General features: G+C 62.5%; 6 protein-coding genes. 2 read left to right on the top strand and 4 right to left on the bottom strand.

Annotated elements, in window-relative coordinates; genetic code table 11:
- A partial coding sequence (locus ABI213_RS16040; RefSeq protein ID WP_348027832.1) for a LysR family transcriptional regulator occupies positions 1-272 on the bottom strand: 272 nt, incomplete at its 3' end.
- A gap of 136 nt (positions 273-408) precedes the next feature.
- Between ABI213_RS16040 and ABI213_RS16045 the strand changes: the two genes are divergently transcribed.
- Complete coding sequence (locus ABI213_RS16045) at positions 409-1158, top strand: SDR family oxidoreductase (protein ID WP_348027834.1); 750 nt, start codon at positions 409-411, stop codon at positions 1156-1158.
- 17 nt (positions 1159-1175) lie between these two features.
- Here the strand turns inward: ABI213_RS16045 and ABI213_RS16050 are convergent, their stop codons facing one another.
- Positions 1176-2762, bottom strand: coding sequence for a methyl-accepting chemotaxis protein (locus ABI213_RS16050; RefSeq protein ID WP_348027836.1), 1587 nt, complete (start codon positions 2760-2762; stop codon positions 1176-1178).
- Positions 2763-2843: 81 nt separating this feature from the next.
- Positions 2844-3305: a cache domain-containing protein gene (locus ABI213_RS16055; protein WP_348006062.1), complete on the bottom strand. Its 462-nt coding sequence runs from the start codon at positions 3303-3305 to the stop codon at positions 2844-2846.
- 181 nt (positions 3306-3486) lie between these two features.
- Here ABI213_RS16055 and ABI213_RS16060 point away from each other — a divergent pair, with 181 nt between their 5' ends.
- On the top strand, positions 3487-3627 hold the full coding sequence (locus ABI213_RS16060; RefSeq protein WP_348006061.1) for a hypothetical protein: 141 nt from the start codon (positions 3487-3489) through the stop codon (positions 3625-3627).
- A gap of 70 nt (positions 3628-3697) precedes the next feature.
- Here the strand turns inward: ABI213_RS16060 and ABI213_RS16065 are convergent.
- Positions 3698-6019 (bottom strand): EAL domain-containing protein (locus ABI213_RS16065; RefSeq protein ID WP_348027838.1); only part of this gene is annotated, 2322 nt, incomplete at its 5' end.

Here is a 6019-nt window from a genome sequence, read left to right on the forward strand (position 1 = left end):
TCCCAGCCGCGCGCCACCTGCTTGACGCGCTCGGTCAGGCGCCGCGCCTGGGCGTGCAGCTGTGCGCCTTGCTCGACCAGCAGCAGGCCCGCGGGGGTGAGTGCGATGCGGTAACCGGCGCGGTCGAACAGCAGCGCATCCAGCCGGTCTTCGAGCTGGCGCGCGGCATACGACACGGTGGACGCGGCCTTGCCTAGGCGCTCGGCGGCGCGCGACAGGCTGCCTGTGGCGCGCACGGCTTCCAGCAGCTGTAGATCTTCCAGGCTCAACATGTTCGATAGTTTCGCATGAGTTCATCGAGATTATGGCGCGTGTCAGCGGGTCAATCGTCAGACACTTGATCCATCAGCCCTGCAGTGGGGTTGAAGAACCCCGTAAGACATCAACGAACCAACCGAAGGAAATACCATGAACCGCTTTGCAGGAAAAAATATTTTGGTCACCGGTGGCAGCAGTGGCATCGGCGCAGCCGCCGCCATCGCCTTTGCCCGCGAAGGCGCCCGTGTGGCGATTACCGGCCGCGATGCCGACAGCCTGGCCCGGGTCAAGGCCGAGTTGGGCCCCAACGCGCTGGCCCTGGTCAGCGAAGCCGGTGACGTGTCGGCGCAGGCCGCGCTGGTGGCCGAGCTGCAAGCGCAGATGGGCGTGATCGACGGCGTCTTCATCAACGCCGGTGTCGCCAAGTTCGGCCCGCTGGCGCAGATCGACGAAGCGCTGTGGGACAGCAGCTTTGACACCAATGTCAAAGGCCCGTACTTCCTGATCCAGCGCCTGGCCGCGCTGATGACGCGCGGTGGCTCCATCGTGCTGAATGGCTCGATCAACGCCCACATCGGCATGCCGAATTCCAGCGTCTACGCCGCGAGCAAGGCCGCACTGATTTCGCTGGCCAAAACCTTGTCGGCCGAGCTGCTGCCGCAGGGCGTGCGCGTCAATGTGGTGAGCCCCGGCCCGGTGACTACGCCGCTGTACGGGAAGTTGGGAATGACTCCCGAGCAACTGCAAGCCATGGCCGCCAGCATCCAGACGCAGATTCCGCTGGGCCGTTTCGGCACCCCGGAAGAAATCGCCGCCACGGTGCTGCACCTGGTGTCGCCCGAGTCCGGCTTCATCGTCGGCACCGAGATCATTGCCGACGGCGGCATGAGTCAGATGTGAAGCTGGCGGACGTCGTTCTAAGCGGCGGGCAGTAGTGCAGGGCGATGGGGCGAGCTAGTTTGCGCCATGCCGGTCAGCCGGAAGGTCGCGACCAGCTGGGCCAGGCGGTTTGCCTGCTCGCCCAGGCTTTCGGCGGCGGCGGCCGATTGCTCGACCAGTGCCGCGTTTTGCTGTGTCATCTGGTCCAGATCGGTGACCGCGGTGTTGACCTGGGTGATGCCGTCGGTCTGTGCGGAGGATGCGCTGGATATTTCGCCAATCATGTCCGATACCCGGCGCACCGAACTCACAATTTCGGTCATGGTTTTGCCCGCATCGGCCACCAGCTGCGAACCCAAATTGACCTTGGTGACCGAAATATCAATCAGCATTTTTATTTCTTTGGCGGCACCGGCCGAGCGGCCCGCCAGGCTGCGCACCTCACTCGCTACCACGGCAAATCCACGGCCTTGCTCGCCCGCACGGGCGGCCTCCACCGCAGCATTCAAGGCCAGGATATTGGTCTGGAAGGCAATGCCATCGATGATGCCGATGATGTCGGCAATCTTGCGGGCGCTAACGTTGATCTCTTCCATGGTGCTGACAACCTGCTCCACGGCTGCGCCGCCCCGTACGGCCACGGCGGTGGCCGAAGCTGCGAGTTGGTTGGCCTGGTGCGCAGAGTCGGCCGATTGACGCACGGTACTGGTCAGCTGCTCGGTCGAGGAGGCCGCGTGCTGCAGATTAGAGGCGGTTTGCTCGGTGCGCAGCGCCAGGTCTTTATTGCCGGTGGCGATCTCGGCACTGGCCAGGCGAATCGACTCGGAAGAGTCGAACACCGTGGAAATCGATTGGTTCAATTGCGCCGCCATGCTGCCCAGCGCCCGCATCAGGTCGCCCACTTCGTCGGTGCGGTCGCTGGATGCGTCTACCCGCAGGTCGCCACCAGCCACACCATGCGCCACCTCTACCGCCCGGGCAAGTTCGCTCACCAGCTTGCGCTGGACCAGCCAAGATAGTCCGACGGCGATACCGGCCACCACCAAGGCCAGTGTTCCGAGCCAGAGGTTGGTTTGGCGTGAGCGTTGCTGCGAGGCATCGATGGCCGCGCGGGACTGGGTCTCGCTGCGCTCCACGATGTCAGATAGCGTTTGGTTGAGGCTGGAAAACGTCGCATCGGCGTTTTGCATAGCAGCCACACCGGTGTTGGGGTCGACCGAGGCGAGGTCGATGGCGGAGTCGGTCTGTTTTCCGTAACTGCTGATTTGTTTGCCCAGATTGGCGACGGAGGCCTGCAATTCTGCGTTACCGCTTTCGTTGCCCACCAACGCGGTCGCTACCCGCTTGATGCCATCGAGCTGGGCCGCAAGCTCGGTGCGAAAGGCCTTGGTTTTGGCATCGTCCATGGAGCCGATCAGCGTCAGGGTTTTGTACACACTGGAATGCACTTGCCCGAGCTGCAATTGCACCTGGGCGATGGTTTTGAAGTCCACCAGACTGGATGCGGAGCTGGCGAGTCCTTTGCTGGTTTCCTGGCCCATCAGCTGCGCGTTGATCTGCCCGGCAAACAGTACCACCACGGCGGTTAACAAAGGCGCTGCCAATAATTTCAAACCTAATTTCATAAGCGCTTCCTCGGTGTGGCCGCGCGGCGGCCGATCGTGGGTCCAGCCAGAGCTTCTGCTCTTTCAGGGCCTGAAGTGCTCTTACTTGTAAATGCCGCCGCACACCACGGCATCGTCGAGCTTTTCGCAGTACATGCTTTTGGGAGCAATCTTTTTGGTGGTGGGATCGGTGAACTTGTAGTCCTGCCAGAACGTACCCTTGGTCTTGGCCAGTTCCATACGCTCCTTGACGAACTCTTTGCCGTCCACATCCTTCAGGTCGATCAGGTTCTTGCCCACCATTTTTGCATTGGCACCATGGGCACGGACCGTGCCGTCGAGCGCGTAAATTACCAGGTACAAGTCGCGGTCGACGAACTCGCCTGACTTGTTGCTGATTTCGGCGGCGCCTTTTTCCTTGCCATTGGCTTTGATAAAGGCCACCCCTTTTTTGACCATGGCCGTGGCTTCTGCCGCCGTGGCTTTGTCTTGGGCATGGGCCAACTGCATAAACGGCACGGCCAGCACACAGGCTAAAGATGCGATGAGGGTAGATGGTTTCACGTAATGTCCTCCGGTTATCTGTCAATCTGGACCAGGTCAAGGCCACAGACCATCCATTTGAATGGCCCAAACCTAGTATCAGTCCATTTCGCTAAGCCGGGGATAAAGGTTTTCCCCTTTTGTGCCGATGCGATGCGGGTGCCATGAGACTGGTAGCGATTGCATCGTGCGGAATGGTTTTATGCACGCCCGCATCGGCATGTCTAATTCCAGCGTCCACGCTGCTGGCTTCCAGATGCCGGTGCTACTGGGTCGCTTCGGTACCTGGGAAGAAATCACGGCCACCGAGATCCTTGCCAATGGCGGCCTGGGCCAGATGTGAAGCCGGATGCAAGCGGCTATTAATTTAATAGCTTCTTGCGCAGGTGGAATAAGCGCTGGCGGCCTATTTCTTATGAATTTCCGGTGCCGCCGTCGAACAGGGCACGGGCGTTCCAGTCGAGTTGTTCCAGCGGCACCGGTCGGCCAAACCAGTAGCCTTGGGCGTGGCTGCAACCCATCTGCCACAGGCGCTGCGCCTGGGCCTCGGTCTCCACCCCCTCGGCCACGACGGTGACACCAAAGCCCTCCGCCATATGCAGCACTGCCGCCACAATCGATGCGTCTTGTGGCGAGCTGCACAGGTTGCGGACAAAGCTCTGGTCTACCTTGAGGCAGTCGAACGGCAGCCGGCCCAGATAGGCCAGCGAGGAATAGCCGGTGCCGAAGTCGTCGATGGCAATCTTCACGCCCTGGGCGCGGATCTCGCGCAGCCGCTCTTCGGTCTGGCTGTCTTGTTCGATCAGCACCGACTCGGTCAATTCCAAGGTCAGGTGCTGCGGCCCCAGCCCGCTGTCGCGCAAAGCCAGTTGCAAAGTGGCGCTGAAGTCCGACTGGATCAGCTGGCGCGGCGATACATTCACATGCAGCTCAAAGTCCGGCGGCAACTGATCCAGGCGTTCGGCAATGTCACGCGTGGCGGTGCGCAGCACCCAATCGCCCAGCGCCAGGATCAGGTCCGAAGTTTCGGCGATCGGGATGAAGATGGCCGGTGGCACCATGCCGCGCGTCGGGCTGTGCCAGCGCAGCAGCGCCTCGACACCGCTGATGCGGCCACTGGCCATCTGTACCACCGGCTGGTAGTGCACCATGAACTGCCCCTGCTCCAGCGCGTGGCGCAGCTCGCTGGCCAGACGGGCCTGCTGCAGCGACTGCTCCATCATGTTCGGCGTGAACACCACACAGGCGCCACGGCCCCGACGCTTGACTTCGCCCAGCGCCACGCTGGCATTGCGCAGCCATTCGGGCAGGGCATCGGCCGGCAAATCTCCGGCGACTACGCCGACCGAGGCGGTGACGGTGACCTCGTCGTCGCCCGAGACAAACGGCGTGGCAAACAGGCTGCTGACGCGCGCGCCAAAGTCCGCCGCCGCCAGCTCGGTATCTAACTGCAGCAAGGCAAATTCATCGCCACCAACGCGCGCAATCAGCACCTGGCCCGGCAGTTGGTTGCGCAGACGTTGGGCAATGGCTTGCAGCAGCCGGTCGCCGGTGCCGTGGCCGACGTTGTCGTTGATGGCGCGAAAGCCATCCAACCCCAGCAGGCACAGCACTGCCGGTTTGGTGTCGGTCCACTGCGCATCTTCCAGCAGGCCGCGCCGGGTCAAAAGCTGGGTCAGGCTGTCGTAGCGCAGCAGGTCGCGCATGCCGTTGAACGACAGTTGCATGCGCTGCGCCATGGCATTGAAGGCCTGCACTAGCGTGTTGGTTTCCTGCACTGCGCTGCCTGGGTCTATCGTTGTGTCCCACTGGCCCAGCGCCAGCCGGTTGGCCGCCTGTGCGGTGCGCTGGATGGGGCGGGTCACCCAGCCAATGGCCCATAGGCCGAGCAGAAAACCCAGACCCGCAAAGCCCGCAATCCACACCAGGCTGCGCTGGCTGGAGGCGCGTATATCGCCAAGCAGATCGGACTCCGGCAGCAAGGTCACGATGCGCCAGCTCAGCCCGCGGAGGTCCGAATACGGTGCCACCCGGCAGATGTACAGCTGGCCGTTGACCGTCAGCTGGAAGCTGTGGGGGGTTTTTGCCGGGGCTTGGGCGACGGCTTGCGCGGCGGTGCGCAGCACCGGGTTGTTAGCTTCCAGCAGGCGCAGGCGCTCGCCACGCGGTGTGCCGGTATGGCCATCGGCCAGTACCGAGCCGGGCTCTGAATACGCCACCAGGCGCCCTTCGAGATCGGTGATGGCGATGATGCCGGTGCCGCGCAAGGGCTCATCCCGCAGGAATTGGTTCAAGCCATCCAGTTTGACATCGGCTTCCAGAACACCGATAAGCTTCCCACCCACTTTGACGGGGGATACGGCCGAGATGGTGATCTCGGCCCGCTCGTCGTAGTTGGCATAGATCTCTGACCAGCCGGGCTTGCCGGACCGGGCAAAAGGCGCGTACCAGGGGCGCACGCGTGGATCGTATGTGTCGTAGGTCGCTACGACTGCGCTATCGGGGTGGTCGCCCTTATAAATGCGCAGCTGGCCCTGGGTCGATGTGTCTTTGAGCATCAGTGCGAAACCGGCTCCGGCATCTTCACGGCGCATGCCGGCCAGTTCGCCTGCCTCACTGCCAAAGTCCAGCACGCTCATCTGCGTCTGGTCCTGGTAGAGGTCTTGGTAAACACCGCGTAGATGGCGGTAGATAGGGCCCAGGTCACCGGGGGTGTAGAGCCCATGGCGGCTGAT

Source organism: Rhodoferax sp. (assembly GCF_039922535.1).
Taxonomy (GTDB): Bacteria; Pseudomonadota; Gammaproteobacteria; order Burkholderiales; family Burkholderiaceae_C; genus Rhodoferax_B.

Coding starts and splice junctions, on each gene's coding strand:
- ABI213_RS16045 (WP_348027834.1), top strand. CDS start 409: ATGAACCGCTTTGCAGGAAAAAATATTTTGGTCACCGGTGGCAGCAGT.
- ABI213_RS16050 (WP_348027836.1), bottom strand. CDS start 2,762: ATGAAATTAGGTTTGAAATTATTGGCAGCGCCTTTGTTAACCGCCGTG.
- ABI213_RS16060 (WP_348006061.1), top strand. CDS start 3,487: ATGCACGCCCGCATCGGCATGTCTAATTCCAGCGTCCACGCTGCTGGC.